The 17,401-nt window shown below is 63.9% G+C and carries 13 protein-coding genes and 1 riboswitch; of the genes, 4 read left to right on the forward strand and 9 right to left on the reverse strand.

The annotated features are described in order from the left end of the window. Positions 1 to 80: 80 nt before the first annotated feature. The 9 genes from lpdA to FHW92_RS17110 all read right to left on the reverse strand — a co-directional run bounded on the left by lpdA (position 81) and on the right by FHW92_RS17110 (position 12,339). Positions 81 to 1,481, reverse strand: a complete 1,401-nt coding sequence (gene lpdA / locus FHW92_RS17070) for a dihydrolipoyl dehydrogenase (protein ID WP_168604492.1) — start codon at positions 1,479 to 1,481, stop codon at positions 81 to 83. Between the two features lie 29 nt (positions 1,482 to 1,510). Next, on the reverse strand, positions 1,511 to 2,005 hold the full coding sequence (locus tag FHW92_RS17075; RefSeq protein WP_168604493.1) for a YfbM family protein: 495 nt from the start codon (positions 2,003 to 2,005) through the stop codon (positions 1,511 to 1,513). 12 nt (positions 2,006 to 2,017) lie between these two features. Next, positions 2,018 to 3,244, reverse strand: coding sequence for a 2-oxoglutarate dehydrogenase complex dihydrolipoyllysine-residue succinyltransferase (gene odhB / locus FHW92_RS17080; RefSeq protein WP_168604494.1), 1,227 nt, complete (start codon positions 3,242 to 3,244; stop codon positions 2,018 to 2,020). A 40-nt stretch (positions 3,245 to 3,284) separates the two neighbouring features. Further along, positions 3,285 to 6,137 carry a 2-oxoglutarate dehydrogenase E1 component gene (locus FHW92_RS17085; protein WP_168604495.1) on the reverse strand — a complete coding sequence of 951 codons (2,853 nt, stop codon included), beginning with the start codon at positions 6,135 to 6,137 and terminating at the stop codon, positions 3,285 to 3,287. 172 nt (positions 6,138 to 6,309) lie between these two features. Beyond that, entirely contained in the window at positions 6,310 to 7,200 is an 891-nt protein-coding gene (sucD, locus tag FHW92_RS17090) for a succinate--CoA ligase subunit alpha (RefSeq protein WP_168604496.1), read from the reverse strand. 75 nt (positions 7,201 to 7,275) lie between these two features. Then, entirely contained in the window at positions 7,276 to 8,238 is a 963-nt protein-coding gene (gene mdh, locus FHW92_RS17095; RefSeq protein ID WP_168604497.1) for a malate dehydrogenase, read from the reverse strand. A gap of 304 nt (positions 8,239 to 8,542) precedes the next feature. After that, positions 8,543 to 10,495, reverse strand: coding sequence for an EAL domain-containing protein (locus FHW92_RS17100; protein WP_168604498.1), 1,953 nt, complete (start codon positions 10,493 to 10,495; stop codon positions 8,543 to 8,545). 155 nt (positions 10,496 to 10,650) lie between these two features. Continuing rightward, positions 10,651 to 10,986: a hypothetical protein gene (locus FHW92_RS17105; RefSeq protein ID WP_168604499.1), complete on the reverse strand. Its 336-nt coding sequence runs from the start codon at positions 10,984 to 10,986 to the stop codon at positions 10,651 to 10,653. Positions 10,987 to 11,190: 204 nt separating this feature from the next. Further along, complete coding sequence (locus tag FHW92_RS17110; RefSeq protein WP_246870237.1) at positions 11,191 to 12,339, reverse strand: cell wall hydrolase; 1,149 nt, start codon at positions 12,337 to 12,339, stop codon at positions 11,191 to 11,193. Positions 12,340 to 12,658: 319 nt separating this feature from the next. Then, a riboswitch (cobalamin riboswitch) is annotated at positions 12,659 to 12,870 on the forward strand. 113 nt (positions 12,871 to 12,983) lie between these two features. Between FHW92_RS17110 and FHW92_RS17115 the strand changes: the two genes are divergently transcribed. The 4 genes from FHW92_RS17115 to FHW92_RS17130 are packed head-to-tail and all read left to right on the forward strand — an operon-like array spanning position 12,984 to position 17,400. Beyond that, entirely contained in the window at positions 12,984 to 14,831 is a 1,848-nt protein-coding gene (locus tag FHW92_RS17115; protein WP_168604500.1) for a TonB-dependent receptor, read from the forward strand. A 36-nt stretch (positions 14,832 to 14,867) separates the two neighbouring features. Continuing rightward, positions 14,868 to 15,671, forward strand: a complete 804-nt coding sequence (locus FHW92_RS17120; RefSeq protein ID WP_168604701.1) for an ABC transporter substrate-binding protein — start codon at positions 14,868 to 14,870, stop codon at positions 15,669 to 15,671. Beyond that, complete coding sequence (locus tag FHW92_RS17125; protein ID WP_172249333.1) at positions 15,671 to 16,648, forward strand: iron ABC transporter permease; 978 nt, start codon at positions 15,671 to 15,673, stop codon at positions 16,646 to 16,648. The genes FHW92_RS17120 and FHW92_RS17125 overlap by 1 nt, the downstream gene beginning before the upstream one ends. Beyond that, positions 16,645 to 17,400, forward strand: coding sequence for an ABC transporter ATP-binding protein (locus FHW92_RS17130; protein WP_172249331.1), 756 nt, complete (start codon positions 16,645 to 16,647; stop codon positions 17,398 to 17,400). The genes FHW92_RS17125 and FHW92_RS17130 overlap by 4 nt, the downstream gene beginning before the upstream one ends. Position 17,401 lies beyond the last annotated feature (1 nt).

Genomic DNA, 17,401 nt, shown 5'->3' on the forward strand with positions numbered 1-17,401 from the left:
GCATTGGCCTGAAGCTACACAAAAAAAGGGGTGGGAAAGCGTGATGCCTTCCCGCCCCTTTTTTGCCTCAGGCAGGCCGATCACATATGGATCGGCTTGCCCAGCACAGCCATCGCGGCTTCCTTGATCGCTTCCGAATGAGTCGGGTGAGCGTGGCAGGTATAAGCGATGTCTTCGCTCTTGGCGCCGAATTCCATGGCCTGAGCCGCCTGCGCGATCATGGTGCCCGCCACAGAGGCAATGCACCACACGCCCAGGACGCGGTCGGTTTCGGCGTCGGCAATGACCTTGACGAAACCATCGGGCTCGCGGTTGGTCTTGGCGCGGCTGTTGGCCAGCATCGGGAACTTGCCGACCTTGATGGGGCCGCGTTCCTTGGCGGCTTCCTCGGTCAGGCCCACGCCCGCGAATTCCGGCATCGTGTAAACCACGCCCGGGATCACGTCATGGTTCACAATGCCGGTCAGACCGGCAATGTTTTCCGCCACCGCAATACCTTCGTCCTCGGCCTTGTGCGCCAGCATCGGGCCAGGGATCACGTCGCCGACCGCCCACACGCCATCGACGGCGGTGCGGAAATCGTGGTCGGTTTCGATCTGGCCACGCGCGTTGAGCGCCAGACCGATGTTTTCCAGACCCAGACCGTCGACATTGGGACGGCGACCGATGGCCACCAGCACGCAGTCGGCTTCCAGCGTCGAGGCTTCGCCGCCCGCAGCAGGCTCGAGGGTGAGGGTGGCCTTGCCGCCTTCGACCACAGCGCCCGTGACCTTCGTCGAAAGCTTGAGCTCCATGCCCTGCTTCTTGAAGATCTTGGCCGCTTCCTTGCGCACTTCGCCGTCCATGCCGGGCAGCAACTGGTCAAGGAATTCGACCACGGTGACCTTGGCGCCCAGACGGCGCCACACCGAGCCAAGCTCCAGACCGATTACGCCGCCGCCGATGACGACGAGGTGGTTCGGCACGCGGTCGAGCGCCAGAGCGCCGGTCGAGTCCACGATGATGCCCGCGTCATTGTCCACCGGCACGGTGGGCAGCGGCGTCACCGACGAACCGGTGGCGATCACGATATGCTTGGCCGTCACGGTTTCGCCCGCGACTTCCACCGTGTGGGCGTCCTTGAACTTGGCGTAGCCCTTCTTCCAGTCGACCTTGTTCTTCTTGAAGAGGAACTCGATGCCACCCGTCAGTTCCTTGACTGCGGTCGACTTTTCCCCCTGCAGCACGGGCAGGTCCAGCTCGACCGGACCGGTCTTGACGCCAAACTTGGCCAGCGTGCCATGGGCCGCTTCCTCGAACAGCTCGGAGCCATGCAGCAGGGCCTTGGAGGGAATGCAGCCCACGTTGAGGCAGGTGCCGCCCAGCGTGGCGCGGCCCTCGGCGCAGGCGGTCTTGAGACCGAGCTGCGCCGCGCGGATTGCCGCAACATAACCACCGGGACCAGCGCCGATGACGAGGACGTCGTAATTGTATTCAGCCATTTGTTCCGCCTATCTTACTGCTGAACTGGTCAGGTGATGATACCAATGATACATGACCCGCTGTTCGCGCAGCGGTTGAGCAGCGCCCGCAATGCGGGAACGCCCTGCATGATATACTCGATTGCTTCCTCGCCTTCGTCTGCAAATGTATCAGCAAGATAGACGTCGGCAGCAACCATTGCCGCTGGATCATAGCGCTCGATGATCTGTTCGTCGGAAAGCTTTTCCAATTCCGCATGGAACTTTGCCGTCCGCTCGGGAGACAGGATCCAAGGCCCGCCATATCCATTATCGGTGCCCAGTCTTTCGGGATCTTTCAGCAGGAAGCTCAGCGGGTGATCGGTTTCCTCGACTTGTCCGGTCAGCATGAAATGCAGCGCATGCCATGCCTTGTCAAAATCGATCACATCACCCGCTTCGTAAGCATCCTGGCTGAACAAATAGCCGTCCGCCGCATCGGGATCCGACCGTAAAACGGCCAGATCCTCAGTGCTTGCACCCCGCAGGCAGACGACCATTCCCATATGTTCTACCCCTTAGAGGTCGATCAGCAGACGCGTGGGATCCTCGATCGCTTCCTTGATGGTCTTGAGCGCCGTCACGGCTTCGCGGCCATCAATGATACGGTGATCATAGGACAGGGCGATATACATCATCGGGCGGATCACGATCTGACCGCCCCGAACCACCGGGCGCTCCTCGATACGGTGCAGGCCGAGCACGGCCGACTGGGGCGGGTTGATGATCGGGGTCGACATCAGACCGCCGAACACGCCGCCATTCGAGATGGTGAACGTGCCGCCCGTCATGTCGGCCATGGTCAGCGAACCTTCCTTGGCCTTCTTGCCATAGTCGGCAATCGCCTTTTCGATGCCCGCGAAGGACATCTTGTCGACATCGCGCACCACCGGCACGACCAGACCATTCGGGGCCGAAACGGCGACCGAAATATCGACATAGTCGTGATAGACGATTTCATCGCCCTGGATCTGGGCGTTGACGGCCGGGATGTCCTTAAGGGCCAGCACCGAAGCCTTGGCGAAGAAGGACATGAAGCCCAGCTTCACGCCATGCTTCTTTTCAAACGAGTCCTTGAAGCGATTGCGCGCTTCCATCACCGCCGACATGTCAACGTCGTTGAAGGTGGTGAGCAGAGCGGCATTTTCCTGCGCGCTCTTCAGACGCTTGGCGATCGTCTGACGCAGGCGGGTCATCTTGACGCGTTCTTCGCGGCGCTCGTTGGCAGGCGCAGCAACAGCGGCCGGAACCGTCGGCGCGCCGCTGGCGGCCTTGGTCTGGGCGGCTGCCACCACGTCTTCCTTGGTGATGCGGCCGTCCTTGCCGGTGCCCTTGATGGTGGCCGGGTCGATGCCATATTCCAGCACCGCGCGGCGCACGGCGGGGCTCAGCACCGCAGGATCGGTGCTCTCACCAGCAGCCGGAGCCGCCGCAACCGGGGCCGCCGCCACCGGGGCAGGGGCCGCCGCCGCCGGAGCCGCCGCCTTGGGAGCAGCAGCGCCCGCTGCGCCTTCTTCGATCACCGCGATGATCGCGCTGACGGTCACCGTGTCGCCGACAGCGGCGAGCTGCTGGCTGAGCACGCCCGCGACCGGCGCGTTGACTTCGATCGCAACCTTGTCGGTTTCGAGGCTGGCAATGGGTTCGTCCAGAGCGACCGTTTCGCCCGGCTGCTTGAGCCACTGGCCGATCGTGGCCTCGCTCACCGATTCACCCAGAGTGGGGACTTTGACTTCCGTGGACATGACTTGCTTATCCTAGAGAAATTGGGAGGAGAGCGAGGGCTCAGCCCTTCTTCTTGCGGCGGATTTCGCTGCGGGCCGAAAGACCCAGCGCGTCGGCCACCAGGGCGTTCTGTTCGAGCGTGTGGCGCTTGGCGCTGCCCGTGGCAGGCGAGGCCGAAGCGTGACGACCCGCATAGCGAGCGCGCGAAACCTTGGCCTTGGCATTGGCCAGCGTTTCCTCGATCAGCGGTTCGACGAAGAACCAGGAACCGTTGTTCTTGGGCTCTTCCTGACACCAGATGACCTCTTCCAGATTGGGCATCTTGGCCAGACGCGCCGCAAGCGGTTCGCCCGGGAAGGGGTAGATCTGTTCGATACGGATGATCTGCGTATCGGTCATTTCGGCCGCATCGCGCGCCTCGAACAGGTCATAGGCAACCTTGCCCGAGCACAGGACCACGCGGCGCGTATCCTTGTCGGCGGCGCCGTTGATGTCCGAGAGAATGCGCATGAAGTGGCCTTCGCCCACGAATTCCTCGGCGCTCGATTTCGCCAGAGGATGACGCAGCAGGCTCTTCGGGCTCATGATGATGAGCGGCTTGCGGAAGCTGCGGTGCATCTGACGACGCAGAACGTGGAAGTAGTTGGCCGGGCTGGTGATGTTGCACACCTGCATGTTATCTTCGGCGCAAAGCTGGAGATAACGTTCCAGACGGGCCGACGAGTGCTCCGGACCCTGACCTTCATAGCCGTGGGGCAGCAGCAGCACGAGGCCGTTGGCGCGGAGCCACTTCGATTCCGAAGAAGCGATGTACTGGTCGATCACGATCTGGGCGCCATTGGCGAAGTCGCCGAACTGACCTTCCCACAGGACAAGCGTCTTGGGGTCGGCGCTGGCATAGCCATATTCATAGCCCAGCACGCCATATTCCGAGAGCGGGCTGTCATAGACTTCGAAGAAGCCATGCGGCACCGTGGTCAACGGAACATACTTCTTTTCGGTGGCCTGATCGACCCAGACGGCGTGACGCTGGCTGAATGTGCCGCGACCGCAATCCTGACCCGACAGACGGACCGAATAGCCTTCCGAAAGCAGCGAGCCAAAGGCGAGCGCTTCGGCCGTGGCCCAGTCAAAGCCCTGACCGCTGTTGAACATCTCGCGCTTGGCGTCCAGCACACGGCCCAGCGTCTTGTGGATCGTCAGATCGCCCGGAACCGAGGTCAGCGTGCGGCCAAGGCTGTCGAACAGCTTCTGTTCGATGCCGGTGGGCACGTTGCGGCGGGCGCTTTCGGGGTCCATCGGCTGGTTGAAACCGCTCCAGCGACCACCGAACCAGTCGGCCTGATTGGCCTTATAGGTCTTGGCGGCGTCGAAGTGCTCTTCCAGATGGGCGTTGAAGGCGGCAACCTGTTCCCCAAGGAAACCGGCCGGGATCACGCCTTCACGCTGCAGACGCTCGGCATAGAGTTCCGACACGGGCTTGTGCGCGCGGATCTTCTGATACATCAGCGGCTGGGTGAAACCGGGCTCATCGCCTTCATTGTGGCCGAAGCGGCGATAGCACCACATGTCGATCACGATGTCGCGGCCGAAGGTCTGGCGATAGTCGATCGCCAGCTTGCACGCGAAGGTCACCGCTTCGGGATCATCGCCATTGACGTGCAGCACCGGACACTGAATGCCCTTGGCAACGTCGGAAGGATACGGCGAGCCGCGCGAGAACTGCGGGCTGGTGGTGAAGCCGATCTGGTTGTTGATGATGAAGTGGATGCAACCGCCGGTGTTGTAACCCTTCACGCCCGACAGGCCGAAGCATTCCCACACGATGCCCTGACCGGCAAACGCCGCGTCACCATGGATCAGAACCGGCAGCACCTGCTTGTGCTTGGCGCCCGGCCCGATGTCGGTGCCGATGTCGTCGCGGATCTGCTGATAGGCGCGAACCTTGCCCAGAACGATGGGATCCACCGTTTCAAGATGCGAAGGGTTCGGCATCAGGCTCATGTGAACCTTGATCCCGTCGAAATCGCGGTCGGTGCTGGTGCCAAGGTGATACTTGACGTCGCCCGAGCCGCCCACGTCTTCGGGATTGGCGGTGCCGCCCGAGAATTCGTGGAAGATCACCTTGTAGGGCTTGGCCATTACGTTGGCCAACACGTTCAGGCGGCCGCGGTGGGCCATGCCATAAACGATTTCCTTCACGCCCAGCTGACCGCCATACTTGATGACGGCTTCGAGGGCAGGGATCATCGACTCGCCGCCATCAAGGCCGAAGCGCTTGGTGCCGACATACTTCTTGCCGCAGAACTTTTCCCACTGTTCGCCGCGAACCACGGCGCCCAGAATGGCCTTCTTGCCCTCTGCGGAAAATTCGATGTGCTTGTCGGCGCCTTCCATGCGGTCCTGCAGGAAGCGGCGTTCTTCCACATCGGTGATGTGCATGTATTCCAGGCCCACCTTGCCGCAATAGTTTGCGCGCAGGATGGCGACCAGTTCACGGATCGTGGCCCATTGCAGGCCCATCGTACCGCCCAGATAGATCTTGCGATCCAGCGCGGCGCCGGTGAAACCGTAATATTCCGGCGTCATATCGGCGGGCAGATCGGAATGGTGCAGGCCCAGCGGATCGAGGTCCGCCGCCAGATGGCCGCGCACGCGATAGGTGCGGATCAGCATGATCGCGCGCAGCGTGTCATTGGCCGCTTCTTCGACCGAAGCGTCGCTGACGGGGGTGCCCGCCTTTTTCGCCGCCGCCTTGATCCCTTCCCTCAGCGTGGTGGGGTCGAGCGCGCGGGTCAGCTCGTCCTCCGCTGCGCCGCCTACCTGCGGCCAGTTGCGTCGCTGCCAGCTCGGTCCGGGCTGCGGCCCGTCCTGTGCTGGGTCGGAAAGAAAATCTTGGCTTTCGCTACCCATGGCTTCACCTATTTTCGCACCGGCGCATTTTGCGCGCTGGTGGGGGTTTATTGTGGCGGCTGGTTCCGAAAGAGCCTCTGGCCCCGGGGAGGAATGGCCGGCACATGGCATTCTTCTAACACCGGGCGTGCTGAACCACAGATGGCCATCACGCCCGGTATTGAACTTAAATTCAGCCCTTAAGCACTTCGGCGAGGGTTTCGCCGAGCAGGCTGGGGCTGGCCGAGACCTTGATGCCGGCCTCTTCCATCGCCGCGATCTTGTCTTCGGCGCCGCCCTGGCCGCCAGAGACGATCGCACCGGCGTGGCCCATGCGGCGGCCCGGAGGAGCCGTGCGGCCCGCGATGAAGCCGGCCATCGGCTTCTTGCGCCCGCGCTTGGCTTCGTCCTTGAGGAACTGGGCCGCTTCTTCTTCGGCGCTGCCGCCGATTTCGCCGATCATGATGATCGACTTGGTGGCTTCGTCGGCCAGGAAGAGTTCGAGCACGTCGATGAAGTTGGTGCCGTTGACCGGGTCGCCGCCGATGCCGACAGCGGTGGTCTGACCCAGGCCGATGTTGGTGGTCTGGAACACCGCTTCATAGGTCAGCGTGCCCGAGCGCGAGACCACGCCGACCGAGCCTTCCTTGAAGATCGAACCGGGCATGATGCCGATCTTGCACTGGTTCGGCGTCAGCACGCCGGGGCAGTTCGGACCGATCAGGCGCGACTTCGAACCCGAAAGGGCGCGCTTCACGCGGACCATGTCGGCCACGGGGATACCTTCGGTGATCGCAACGATCAGCTCGATTTCAGCGTCGATCGCTTCGAGGATCGAGTCAGCGGCGAATGGCGGCGGAACATAGATGACCGAGGCGGTCGCGCCCGAAACAGCCTTGGCTTCGGCAACCGTGTCCCAGATGGGCAGGTTGGTGTCGGCATGGATCGTGCCGCCCTTGCCGGGGGTGACGCCGCCAACCATCTGCGTGCCGTAGGCCAGCGCCTGCTGCGTGTGGAAAGTGCCGGTCTTGCCGGTCATCCCCTGGGTGATGACCTTGGTATTCTTGTCAATCAGGATCGACATTGGATTCTCCGAGATGGGGAGGAGGTCGTCTTATTGTTTTGGCCCCGGCTTATCACCGGAGCCATATTTTTTCGATCAGGCCAGCGAGGGGTCGATGCCCTTGCACGCCACCAGCAGTTCCTTCACCGCCTCGACCGAGACGTTCAGGTTGGCCTGGGCTTCTTCGTCCAGCTCGATCTCGATGACCTTTTCCACGCCGCCGGCGCCGATCATGACCGGAACGCCCACATACAGGTCGTTCACGCCATATTCGCCGTTCACATAGGCGGCCGAAGGCAGGATGCGCTTCTGGTCATTGAGATAGGCTTCGGCCATGGCGATTGCCGAGGCGGCCGGAGCGTAGAAAGCCGAACCGGTCTTGAGCAGGCCGACGATCTCGCCGCCGCCCGAGCGGGTGCGGGCCACGATGGCGTCGATCTTTTCCTGAGTCGACAGGCCCATCTTGATGAGGTCGGGAACGGGGATGCCGTTGACGGTCGAATACTGAACCACCGGCACCATCGTGTCGCCGTGGCCGCCCAGAACGAAGGTGTTCACGTCGCGGATCGACACGCCGAATTCCCAGGCCAGGAACGTGGTGAAGCGGGCCGAGTCGAGCACGCCGGCCATGCCGACGACCTTGTTCGCGGGGAGCCCCGAGAATTCGCGCAGAGCCCAGACCATCGCGTCGAGCGGGTTGGTGATGCAGATCACGAAAGCGTCGGGGCAGTTGTTCTTGATGCCTTCGCCGACAGCCTTCATCACCTTGAGGTTGATGCCGAGCAGATCGTCGCGGCTCATGCCGGGCTTGCGCGGAACGCCCGCGGTGACGATCACCACATCGGCGCCGGCCAGATCGGCATAATCATTCGTACCAGTGATCTTGGCGTCAAAGCCTTCGACCGGGCCGCACTGCGACAGGTCAAGAGCCTTGCCCTGAGGAACGCCCTCGACAACGTCGAACAGGACGATGTCGCCCAGTTCCTTTTGCGCTGCCAGATGAGCGAGCGTGCCGCCGATGTTGCCGGCGCCGATCAGGGCAATCTTCTTGCGAGCCATGAACCAATCCTTCCCTACTTGCGGGGCTTCCCCTTGGCCGGAAGTGGCCGCAGGATAGCGGGTGTTTCACTGACCATCATACGCAGTCCCGCAAGCGCGCAGGTGGCCCTTAACCGAATTGGGGGTGGCCCTATTCCTGTCTTTGCTGCTTTGCAAGGCGGGAAAAGCATATAAGACGAAAGAGTTTGCGCGACTAATTCGCAATAGCGGAAAGCCTTGCTCCGATAACCGATATGGCAATTAAATTGGCGCAGCTAAGCCATATCCGGTTTGGCATACGTAACCATACCGGATGAACAGGCGTTCAGGCGTGCTTGCGAGCGGGCGCCGAGTCTTGATGGGGAGTCGCGGGCGCGGCATCGGCCCCGATCCGGCGGCGCTCCTGCGCCAGCAGCATCGCGGCCAGATAGTCCGGCACGGCCCGGCTGAAATACCAGCCCTGACCCAGCGTGCATCCGGTGTCGCGCACCGCCTGCACCTGTTCCAGCGTTTCCAGACCTTCGGCCACGATCTCCATCCCCAGCGTCTTGCCCATGGCCGCCACTGCGCAGATGATCGCATGGCTGGTCGTCCCGGCGCTGAGCCCGGAGATGAAGCTACGGTCGATCTTGATCTTCTTGAAGGGATAGCGGTCCAGATAACCGAGGGACGAATAGCCGGTGCCGAAATCGTCCAGCGCAAAACGCACGCCGGCCCCGGCCAGTTCGTTGATGAAGGCCGAGGTGTTGGGGCTGTGATCCAGCAATGTGGTTTCGGTGATTTCCAGCTCAAGGCGGCTGGGGGGCAGTTTCGCCTCACGCAGCGCGTTGAGGATGCCCAGCGCGGCGCCGGGCGCGCGGATCTGGAGCGGGGAGAGGTTGACCGCCAGGGTCACATCGTCCGGCCACTCGGCAGCGACGCGGGCGGCCTTGGCGGTGATCCAGTTGCCCAGCGTGATGATCGCCCCGCTTTCCTCGGCCACGGGGATGAATTCATCGGGCCGCAATTCGCCCTTTTCCGGGTGGAACCAGCGCACCAGAGCCTCGAACGCCCGGATCCGCCCGGTTTCCAGATCGACCAGCGGCTGGAAATGGACGGAAAGCTCATCTCGCTGCAGCGCAAGGCGCAGTTCGGCCTCGATCTCCTTGCGGCGGATCAGGTCACGCGTCATCGCGGGGTTGAAACTGACGATCTGCTTGCGTCCGTTCAGCTTGGCATGGTTAAGCGCCAGATCGGCCCCCTGCAGCACGGCCTCCAGATCGGTGCCATGTTCGGGCAGGATCGCGATGCCGATCGAGCAGCCGATCTCAAGCCGGTCATCATCAATGCGCAGCGGGCGCAGGATGTCGTTCAGGATCGTGTCGGCCACGCCCTTGATGACGGCGTCGGAGGCGGCCTCAAACGCGATGATGAATTCATCGCCGCCAAACCGCCCGATGCCCGCCCCCACCGGCGCGCTGCGGCGCAGGCGCGCGGCCACCTCGACCAGACAGCGGTCGCCCACCTGATGGCCCAGCGTGTCGTTGATTTCCTTGAAGCGGTCGAGATCCAGCCACAGGATCGCCAGCTTGTTGCCCTCTGGGATCGCCACAAGGCGTTCGACCAGATGATGGTTAAGCCCCGCTCGATTGAGCAGGCCGGTGACAATGTCGGTGCGCGCCAAATGCTGCATCTTTTCGGCAAGGCGCTGGCTGGTTTCGGCGCTGGCAATCGAATCGCGCAGCGTGCGGAACACATTGAGCGTGATCGACATCATCGCGGGCAGCACGAGAAACAGCGTGAAGGCCAGCAACTGGCTGGCCAGATCGGTCTGCATCCCGGCCGCCACGATCACCGGCAGCAGCGCCAGCGCCAATTGCCCGATGGCGATTGCGGGGCGCCCGGCGTTGCGCGCGGCAATCCCCACCGAATAGGCAATCGCATTGCCCACCATCAGCGTGCGCACCGGCCCCGGCACTGGATGGAAAAACGTCAGCGCGGCGATCATCCCGGCCATGATCGAATAGGAAAACGCGCCCAATTCATAAATGATTTCAAGCGCGCGCGCCTTATGCGCCATCCATCGCGGCAGGATGGTCGCGCTGGCCACGCGCATCAGCGCGATGGCCGACATGACCCAGGCGGCAAGGGTGATGGAGCGGTTGCCCGATTCAATGGCGGCGGTTGCGCTGGTTAAAATCCCGCACAGCGCGCCGATCGCCAGCGACGACGGTTGCGTATAGAGCGTGGTGACCAGAATGGCTCTTGCCCGGTCATCAGCAGCATGGGTTTTGAACAAAACCCGCAACGTGTCGAATAAAGGACGGATCGGACAACTCCCGCTGGACAAGGACAACCTAGGGGAGAACTCGTCACAGATTGGTTAACGACATTGTCAAACGTTCAAAGTCTGTCGCATTTATACAAAAAATTGCGATGCCGCCAACCGCCCCCTTACTCGGGGGAAACCAGCGGCTCAAACTCCTCCACCGAGCGATGCGCCGTGGCCAGACGGTTGGCCATCTGCCGGTCCAGCTTGCGGCAAATGCCCAGCCAGTGGCGGTATTGATCGCGGTTGCCTTCGAAAAAGGCGCGCAGGGCGATGTTGCGCGCGCGTTCTGCGGCGCCAAGGCCATGGCGGGCGAAATGTTGCAGGGCGCTGTAGAGCATCACATCGGTTTCGACCTGATTGTCATGGTCATTGGCCGGTGCGCGCAGCCGGGGGCGGCGTAACACGCGCGCCACAGCGCCGCATTCACCCGCACCTGCCGCTGCAAATCGGATCGACATGCCTGAAAATTCCTCAATCTCGATTGATAATCGGCCTCTGTCTATCACATGGGGGCTAAGTCTTCGTGTTTTGCCTTGGTTATCATATCCCTGTCGCGGGTTAACCGAGTTTGCACCCATCTTGGATCTACCGAGTGTTAAAATGCCCCGGTGCGCTGCGACAAAAATGGCGTTCCGGGGCGGGTTTAACCGGTCAAACAGGGTTTATTCGGGATCGCTGATCCAGCGCCCGCTGTTCTGATATTCGGGGCGAACATTGTCGCTGCCGGGCAAATTGGTGGCGCGATAGGCATTATCGCCGCCATGGCGCAACGCTTCGGCGGTATATTGCGGCGCGGCGGCGGCGGGCGTGACCGCCGACGCGCCGCCATGGGGAGCGGGGCCAAAGGTCTGACCCATTTTGGCGGCATAAGCGCGTTCGATGGCGATCGGGTCGTCCACCAGTTCGCGATTTGCAAAGGCCACACGCTGATGCGGCACGGGCAGCGGCTCGCTGATGGCGTGAACAAAGCGGAACGCGCCGGAATCGCCCGCCGGTCCATGCATGCGGTAAAAGCGATGCGCGCCGATCTGGCCGATGAAATTCAGGCTGTCGGCCCAATAGGGATGCACGGCAAACGTATGATAATGCGTGGCAAGCCCGACCGGCGCATAGACATAGCCGGCCAGTGCGGCGCGGGCCACGGCCTCGGCGCGGCTCCAGAAATAGCGGCTGGGCTTGCGCATCAGCGCGCCGTCGCAGGTAAAGGTGAACTGGCACCCGGTGGCGCGTTCCGAACCCTGAAACACCACGCCGCACACGCTTTTGGGATAGGCGGGATGGGCCATGCGGTTGAGCACGACCTGCGCCACGGCGCGCTGGCCATCGTCGGGCTCGCTGGCGGCCTCGTAATAGACCGCGGCGGTCAGGCAGGAGAGCGCGCGTTCGCGGTCCACCCCATTGGCCAGGCCCGAAAGCGCGCGCGCCGCCGGACCTGATCCGGGCAGGGGCGTTTCATCATCGCCCTGCGCCGCCGCACCGCCATCCCAATGTAGCCCCGGCGCCATCGCGGCCAGCGCCCCGCGCCAGCCGGTCGCGAGGGCGGGCGCTTCGGCCTCGCGGCTGACGTAATAGTAGGCCGCGCCCGGCCAACTGTCGCCCGGTTGTTCAAAGGGCATGGGGGCGGTGCTGCTCTGGCCATCGACGGGATCGGCCTCGTCATGGGCGGTTGTGGCGGCCAGTGCCATCGCTCCGGTGCCTTGCCCGCGCCATGCCTGCACGGCCAAAATCGCCAGCAGGGCGCAGGCCACAGCCAGCAGGCGCTGCATCGTCGCGCGGCGCAGTTCGGCATTGCGCAGGGCTTTGATTCTCATGCCGTCGCCCCGGCGTAAGCGTGCCGCATGGTCCGGCCGCCCATCGTCGCGCGCGGGCGGGGCGGATCGCAGGGCATCAAACGCAAGGGAGGCACGCGGGCTGTTCATCCTGACTTCTCGGCCTTTGGCAAATCGGGCGATTATGGCAAAACACACAATCGTCGGGGCTGCACCTGCCGAATTGGGGCCGTCTCATTGCGGCACGGAAGGGGCGGATAATCCTTAATGCCTTAATTTGGCGCCCTCCGATCAGGGTTAAAAAAGCCTTGCCCGCGCCAATCCGGCTGTGCCCCTTGCACCTTTGGGCATGTGGGGCTAGGGGGTCGGCCACGCCAACGGTGCCCCTCGCAAGGGGGCTGAAAAGGGAATTTGCCCGTCCTTGCTTTGCCAAGGAGGGATGCAAAGCTGCCCCCGCAACTGTTTCCGGGCGAGCGTACCGTCATATGCCACTGGGCCGATCGGTCTGGGAAGGCGGCGGATGCGCGATGACCCCGGATAGCCAGGAGACCTGCCGGTGGTTGTCGTTCAGCGCCGGGCGGGGAAGACCGGATGCAGCGCGATGCCGTCTGTTTCCATGCGCAAGGGGCGCGTGGGGCGGCCTCTCCCGCCACGAACGGCAAATAGCCTTCGTGAGGGAAAGAGCTATGAAAATCCGTTATTTCGCCGCCGCTTCGTCGCTGATCGCGCTGGCCCTGTCCGCGCCCGTCATGGCCGCAGAGGATGCTGGGGCCATCACCGTTCTGGCCACCGGCAACAGCCAGCCGGTTGATGAAAGCGGCCAGTCGATCAGCGTGGTCGATCTGGCCGAGATCCAGTCGATCCAGGGGCCGGACCTGACCCGCGTGCTGACCCGCCTGCCGGGCGTATCCTTTGCCCGCGCGGGCGGCCTTGGCGCCACCACCAGCTTTTTCGTGCGCGGCGCCAATTCCGAACAGACGCTTGTGATGATCGACGGGGTCAAGGTCGAGGACACGGCGGCCCCTTCGGGCGGCTATGACTTTGCCAATCTGGTCAGTGGCGGCGTCGGTCGCATCGAACTGCTGCGCGGATCGAACAGCGTGGTGTGGGGCAGCAATGCCATCGGCGGCGTCATCGCCATCACCAGCCGCGAACTGAACGGCGCGGAGCTGAATTTCGAGGGCGGCAGCAACAGCACCTTTGACGCGGGCGCCACGCTGGGTCTGTCGAAGGACGCCTATGCGATCACGCTCAACGGCGGCTACATCAGCACCGACGGCATTCCCACCCGCACCACCGACACGCGCGCCAACGGTTTCCACCAGACCCGCCTGTCCACCCGCGCCCGCCTGCGTCTGGCGCAGGGGCTCAACCTTGTGGCCACGGCGCGCTATGCCGATGGTCAGGTGGGCGTCGATTCCTATGACTGGGTGCTTGGCTATGTGAACCGGGGCGAGGTGCAGTCGAGCGAGCAGGTTTCGGGCCGCGTGGGTCTGGAATATGCGGCCGAGAAATATTCGGCGCGTCTGGGCATCAGCCAGTCCTCGCTGCGTCGGGGCTATATCGACCCCACGGTGCAGAACACCGAATACAGCTCCTACCTTGGCCGCAGCACGCGCATTGACGGCGCGGCCCATGTCGATCTGCCCTACTTCTTCTCCGCCGATGTGGGCGGCGAGGCGATGTGGAACCATGCGCGCTCGTATTATTTCACGCCCGGCGCGGTGAATGATGCGAATATCGCCAGCGGCTATGGCCTGCTGGGCTGGAGGGCGTTTGGGCTGAGCCTGTCGGGCGGCCTGCGCGTGGACAGCCATTCCACCTTTGGCACCCACACAACCTTTGGCGCGAACGGCACGTACAGCCTGATCGACGATGTCCGCCTGCGCGCTTCCTATGGCGAGGGTTTCCGCGCCCCCTCGCTCTATCAGCTTTTCGATCCCTATTCGGGCAACAAGGGGCTGAAGGCGGAAACCAGCAAGTCCTATGACGTCGGCCTTGAAAAGGGCGACCGCAATGGCAAGCTGTACGGCGCCGTCACATGGTTCCACCGCGATATCAACAACCAGATCGACTATGACCTGTCCACCTCGACCTATGCCAATCTGGGCCGCACGCGGGCCGAGGGTCTGGAATTCGAAACCGGCCTGCGCCCGGTCGATGCGCTGCAACTGCGCGCGCTCTACACTTTCGTGAAGAGCACCAACCAAACCGCCGGCAGCAGCGCGCTGGGCAAGGATCTGGCGCGTCGCCCGCGCCATATGGTTACATGGTCGGCCGACTGGAAGACGCCGCTGGCGGGCCTTGCCATCGGCGGCGACATTCGCGTCGTCTCGTCCAGCTTTGACAATGCGGCCAACACAAACCGTCTGGCGGGCTATGCGCTGGTGGGCCTGCGCGCCAGCATGCCGCTGGGCGATCACGCGGAAATCTTTGGCCGCATCGAAAACCTGACGAATGAGCGTTATGCGGTGGTCAAGGATTACAATTCCTATGGCCGCACCGCATCGCTGGGCCTGCGGGCAAAGCTGTAATTGATGCGCGGGGGGCTGGCCCTGCTTGGAGCCTTGATGGTGGGGGCTTGCGCTCCCGCTGCGCCTCGGGTTCAGCCCTCCCGCATCATCAGCCTTAATCCTTGCACCGACGCGCTGCTGGTCGAACTGGCCGACCGCGATCAGATCGGGGCGCTGTCCTCCTATAGCCGCGATCCGGCGCAAAGCTCGATGGATGTGGCGCAGGCGCTCCGCTTTCCCTTCACTCGCGGCACGATGGAGGAGGTGATCTCTGCCCAGCCATCGCTGGTGGTTTCGGGCAGTTTTACGCCAGCCGCCACACGCGCCGCCTATGCGCGCATGGGCCTGCGGCTGGAGGAATTTTCCATGGCGCCCACTGTCGAGGAAAGCGAGGCGCAGATCCGCCGCATGGCCGCCCTGCTGGGCCACCCCGACCGGGGCGAGGCGATGATTGCGCGGATCGATCGGGCCATGCGCGACGCGACGCTGCCGCCCGGTGCCAAACCCTTGCCCGCGCTGATCTGGCATGGCGGCGGGCTGGTTGTCGGGGGCGAGACTTTGGTGTCCGACCTGCTGCGTCGCACCGGTTTCACGCCCTTTGCCGCGATCCGGGGCATGGGCCAGTCACAATTCCTGCCCCTTGAACGCATGGTGGTCGATCCGCCGCGCGTGTTGCTGGTGATAGGTCATGGTGATGCCGATGGCGGGCGCGAGGGGCGGCGGGTGCTGGGCCATCCGGTGTTGACGCAATTGCGCGCGATGCAGCGTTTCGATTTCGACGCTGGACTGGAATATTGCGGCGGCCCCACCATCATCCGCGCCGCGCAAAGACTGGCGCAAATCCGCCGGGAGGCCCATTGATGACGCGGTTGAACCTCCGTCTTGTCGGCGCGCTGGCGCTGGCTTTTGTCGCTTCCTTGCTGGCGGGGCGGGTGTGGATTGATCCGTTCCATCCCGATGTGCCGGGCGCGGGCCTGATCCTGATGCAATTGCGCCTGCCGCGCAGCGTGCTGGCGGTGCTGGTGGGCGGCGGGCTGGGCGCTGCGGGGGCGGCGATGCAGGCCTATTTGCGCAATCCTCTGGCCGATCCGGGCCTGTTCGGCATTGCGCCCAGCGCGGCGCTCGGCGCGGTGCTCAGCATCTGGCTGGGGTCTTATGGCGTATCGCTGGGGCCATGGGCGCTGCCGGTTTTTGCGCTGGTGGGCGCTGGCGGAGCGATGGCGCTGTTGGGGCTGATCGCGGGGCGTTCGGCCGGGGGCGTGGCGCTCTTCACGCTGGCGGGCATGATGATCGCCAGCCTGTCGGGCGCCTTGATGAGCCTTGCCATCAGCCTTTCGCCTTCACCCTTTGCCCTGTCGGAAATCGTGACATGGCTGATGGGGGCCTTGGCGGATCGTTCGTGGCATGAGGTGTGGATGGCCGCGCCGCTGATGCTGGTCGGGCTGGGCGCATTTGTGGTCGCGGCCCGCTCGCTTGATGCGCTCACGCTGGGCGAGGCGGCGGCGCGCTCGCTGGGCGTCGATCCGCGCCGGTTGCAGGCTTTGCTGATCCTTGGCGTGGGATGCACGGTGGGGGGCAGCGTGGCGGTGGCCGGGATCATCGGCTTTGTCGGGCTTGTCGTGCCGCATCTGCTGCGGCCCTTTACGGATCGGCGGCCTTCTTCGCTGATCGTGCCTTCCGCGCTGGGCGGGGCTTTGCTGCTGGTGGTGGGGGACAGCGTGTGCCGTATCCTGCCGCTGACGGGGGGCGAATTGCGGCTGGGGATCGCGCTGTCCTTGCTGGGCGCGCCTTTCTTTCTGGCGCTGCTGTGGCGGATGCGGGACGGGGTTTGGCGATGATGCTTTGCGCGCGTAATCTGACGCTGGCCGGGCGGCTGGGCGATGTGTCCCTTGACCTTTCGCCGGGGCAGGTGACGGCGATCTGCGGCCCCAATGGCGCGGGCAAATCCAGCCTTGTTTCGGCCATGGCGGGGGTCTTACCGGTAGCGGGGCGCTTGTCGCTCGATGGACATGACCTGCCCGCGATGCAGCCGCGCGAAAGGGCGCGCCTGCTCGGCTACTTGCCGCAAGGGGGTGAGGCGGCGTGGGATGTGTGCGTTCGCACGCTGGTCGAACTGGGCCGTTTGCCGTGGCAGGCCGCGCCCATGCACCGCGCCCATGCCGATGGCGCGCAGGATCGCGAGGCCGTGGCGCAGGCGATGGTCGCGATGGATCTTGAGCATCTGATCGACCGCCCGCTCTCACGACTGTCGGGTGGCGAGCGGGCGCGGGCCTTGCTGGCGCGGGTGCTGGCCGGGTGTCCGCGCTGGGTGCTGGCTGATGAACCCTTGGCGAGCCTCGATCTTGGCCATGGGCTGCGCCTGCTGAAGGCTCTGCGCGATCAGGCGGCGCAGGGCATTGGCGTGTGCCTTGTGCTGCATGATCTGGCCATGGCGATGAACCATGCCGACCGCGTGGTGGTGATGGACCGGGGCCGCGTGGTGGCCGATGGCGCGCCGGGCGAGGCGTTAAGCGAGGCGGTCATCGCGCAGGTCTGGGGCGTCACAGGGCGCTGGCTGGGGCCGGAGGGGGCGCGGGCGCTTAGTCTGTGAC

The organism is Novosphingobium sp. SG707, from assembly GCF_012275515.1.
Taxonomy (GTDB): Bacteria; Pseudomonadota; Alphaproteobacteria; order Sphingomonadales; family Sphingomonadaceae; genus Novosphingobium.

Coding starts and splice junctions, on each gene's coding strand:
- FHW92_RS17130 (WP_172249331.1), top strand. CDS start 16,645: ATGATGCTTTGCGCGCGTAATCTGACGCTGGCCGGGCGGCTGGGCGAT.
- sucD (WP_168604496.1), bottom strand. CDS start 7,200: ATGTCGATCCTGATTGACAAGAATACCAAGGTCATCACCCAGGGGATG.
- lpdA (WP_168604492.1), bottom strand. CDS start 1,481: ATGGCTGAATACAATTACGACGTCCTCGTCATCGGCGCTGGTCCCGGT.
- FHW92_RS17120 (WP_168604701.1), top strand. CDS start 14,868: ATGGTGGGGGCTTGCGCTCCCGCTGCGCCTCGGGTTCAGCCCTCCCGC.
- FHW92_RS17085 (WP_168604495.1), bottom strand. CDS start 6,137: ATGGGTAGCGAAAGCCAAGATTTTCTTTCCGACCCAGCACAGGACGGG.
- FHW92_RS17105 (WP_168604499.1), bottom strand. CDS start 10,986: ATGTCGATCCGATTTGCAGCGGCAGGTGCGGGTGAATGCGGCGCTGTG.
- FHW92_RS17110 (WP_246870237.1), bottom strand. CDS start 12,339: ATGAGAATCAAAGCCCTGCGCAATGCCGAACTGCGCCGCGCGACGATG.
- mdh (WP_168604497.1), bottom strand. CDS start 8,238: ATGGCTCGCAAGAAGATTGCCCTGATCGGCGCCGGCAACATCGGCGGC.
- FHW92_RS17125 (WP_172249333.1), top strand. CDS start 15,671: ATGACGCGGTTGAACCTCCGTCTTGTCGGCGCGCTGGCGCTGGCTTTT.
- FHW92_RS17115 (WP_168604500.1), top strand. CDS start 12,984: ATGAAAATCCGTTATTTCGCCGCCGCTTCGTCGCTGATCGCGCTGGCC.
- odhB (WP_168604494.1), bottom strand. CDS start 3,244: ATGTCCACGGAAGTCAAAGTCCCCACTCTGGGTGAATCGGTGAGCGAG.
- FHW92_RS17075 (WP_168604493.1), bottom strand. CDS start 2,005: ATGGGAATGGTCGTCTGCCTGCGGGGTGCAAGCACTGAGGATCTGGCC.